Origin of the sequence: Streptomyces panacea (assembly GCF_040560175.1) — a bacterium.
GTDB classification, from domain to species: domain Bacteria; phylum Actinomycetota; class Actinomycetes; order Streptomycetales; family Streptomycetaceae; genus Streptomyces; species Streptomyces panacea.
In genome coordinates this window covers 1-2,488 of the sequence record NZ_JARJHW010000350.1, presented here as the reverse complement: position 1 = coordinate 2,488, position 2,488 = coordinate 1, and the positions used below count along the sequence as shown (strand labels likewise).

Genomic DNA, 2,488 nt, shown 5'->3' with positions numbered 1-2,488 from the left:
GGCCCTGATCATCGCCGCGATCGTCGGCTCGGGTGTGGCCGACGAGATCGCCGGCGGTCTGTCCGAGAAGGTCGGCGAGATCCTCGGCGGCTGATCCACCACAGCCTCAGCGCTTGTAGTCCGACCGTTGTAGCTCTGGCGGGGTTCGTCGGCCTCCGGCGGGGCGGCGATCGCAGTCGGTGGCGACAGCGTGTGTTGGACAGGGGGAGACAGGCGTAGAAGCGGTTCAGGGCGGTACGGCGCTGAACCGCGGACCATTCGAACTTCGCGGCGAGTCCTGACGAGGATGACGCCACAGGCTCGAATCCTGTTACTCCCGCAAGGCCGATCCGCCCGGACAGTGAGACTCCTGTCCGGGCGGATCGCTTTCTGTTGTGCGGGTGTTGACTGGTCGTCGCGGCCCTTGAGTTGGGGGCGCATGTAGGTCACCGATCGGTATCGGTCGGTGTGTATAGTCGGGCGCCAGAAGGCCCCTAAGACAAGGAAAGACGAGGTCGCGCGGTGAAGAAGCTTCTCCTGGTCGCACTGGCCGCCATCGGCGGGCTCCTCGTGTACCGCCAGATCCAGGCGGATCGCGCCGAGCAGGATCTGTGGACGGAGGCGACCGACTCCGTGCCCGCAGGTTCGGGTGTGTGAGACCCAGTAGTCGGTACATGAGCCCTGGTCGCCGAGGCGACCGGGGCTTCGTGCTGTTGTGGGGTCTGTTGAGTTCACCTTGGCGAATGATTTGGTTGCTTTTGTGAAACTCCGGGCCCGGTGGGTGCGTACGGATCGGCTGCCCGCGCAGACAGGGGCGGGAGCGGCGGGGCAGGATGGACCGGCACCCCGACCGCCGTGCGGGGGGTGCGGGCTGTTGGCGGTGGGCGGCTGGGTCGCCGGGACGACAAGGGGAAGCTCGTGAAGAGGCTGCGCAACAGGGGCCGGGTCGCGCTGGTCGCGGCGGCGGCGATGTGCGCGGTGGCGGCGCAGCCGGGAGGATCCGGGCTGTCCGGCGTGCCGGGACTGGCCGGTACGGCTCGGGCGGCCGACGGGCCGAGTCCGTACGCCTTCGATCCGAGGGCCGAGCGCGTCGAGGGCGCGGCGAACATCAGCGCCGCGCGGCAGCTCGAAGCGGGCTTCACCTACCGCGATTCGATCTTGCCGGGCAAGAAGCTCCTCTACCGGCTGGACCTGGACGACTCGAAGAACGCGTATGTGTCGGCCACCGCCGTGCCCGCGCTGGGGTCGCGGGTGGAGTACGGCGACGAGCTGACGGTCACGATGCGGGACAGCGACGGCAAGGACTGCGACTCCGCACAGGCCAAGATCCTGCCGACGGGCGACTATCCGCGGCCGATGACCGCGTACGCGTCCAGGACCCTCGCAGGCAAGGAGTACGGCGCCTGCCGGAAGGCCGGTCCGTACTACGTCATCGTGGAGCGGGAGTCGAAGCCCACATCCACGCAGGACGCGTGGGAGCTGGAGCTGCGCTACTTGTCCGAGCCGGAGCTGACGGCCGCCGGGCACACCGAGCCGGCCGATGACTGGTCCACCGCCTCCCCCGAGGAGCCGTCCGGCGCTCCGCAGGCGCGGGAGGGCGGCGCCGGATTCACCGACGCCATGGCACTGGGAGAGGGCCGGTGGACGGCGAAGATCGAGCCAGGTGAGTCGCTCTTCTACCGGGTGCCGGTGGATTGGGGACAGCAGCTTTTCACCAGCGCGGAGCTGGGGGGCTCGGACGGGAACGACCTCGTCAGCGGGGCGATGTCCCTTGCCGTGTACAACCCGGCGAGAGGGCTCGTCGACGCCAACGAAAACATGTCGTACCGCGGGGAGCGGAAGTCGTTGTCGACGGATCCGGCGCCGCCGGTGGACTACGCGAACCGCTTCAGTCCCGCCGCCGAGGAGCAGGCGATGCGTTTCGCGGGCTGGTACTACGTGCGGGTGAGCCTCAACCCCGAAGTGGGCGAGAAGTTCGGGAACAAGCCGTACGACCTGACGTTGGGCGTGACGGTCGACGGCACGGCGAAGGACGGGCCGGGGTACGCCGGTCCGGCCGGCGAGTTCCATGTGTCGGAGGACAGCCTGGAGCGGACGGACACCCCGACCCCCGCCGATGACAGCGGCAGGATGGCGCTGGTCGCCGCGGGCGGGATCGGGACGGGCACGGCGCTGTTGCTGGGGCTCGGCGGGTGGACGCTGTTCGCGCGGCGGCGGGTCCGTCAGGTCTGAGAGAGGGCCCAGAAGCCCACGGCGAAACAGACCAGCGCGAGCAGCAGGACCGGGATCGTCACCTTGGGTGGCGGTCCCGGTCGTCTGTGCGGGACGGGTGCGGGTGCGGGGACGGGTGCGGGGGCGTACGGAGCCGGCGGGTACTGGGTGGGAACCCCGGGCCGCTGAGCGGTGTATCTACGAGTGTGCTGCACGTCGTGCGGCACCTCGGCGGTGGGCGCCTGCGACAGATCGGGCGCGACGGGGGAAGGGGACGCGAGCGGATGCGTGGGCGCGG

At 69.9% G+C, this 2,488-nt stretch carries 2 protein-coding genes and 1 pseudogene; 2 read left to right on the top strand and 1 reads right to left on the bottom strand.

What is annotated here, in order from left to right:
- Nucleotides 1–501: 501 nt before the first annotated feature.
- Nucleotides 502–636, top strand: coding sequence for a DLW-39 family protein (locus P3L51_RS35815; RefSeq protein ID WP_003958712.1), 135 nt, complete (start codon nt 502–504; stop codon nt 634–636).
- A gap of 261 nt (nt 637–897) precedes the next feature.
- Complete coding sequence (locus tag P3L51_RS35810; protein ID WP_354609541.1) at nt 898–2,211, top strand: hypothetical protein; 1,314 nt, start codon at nt 898–900, stop codon at nt 2,209–2,211.
- Here P3L51_RS35810 and P3L51_RS35805 read toward each other — a convergent pair.
- Nucleotides 2,202–2,488 (bottom strand): annotated as a pseudogene (locus P3L51_RS35805) (serine/threonine protein kinase); the annotation flags it as partial. The gene P3L51_RS35810 and the pseudogene P3L51_RS35805 overlap by 10 nt on opposite strands.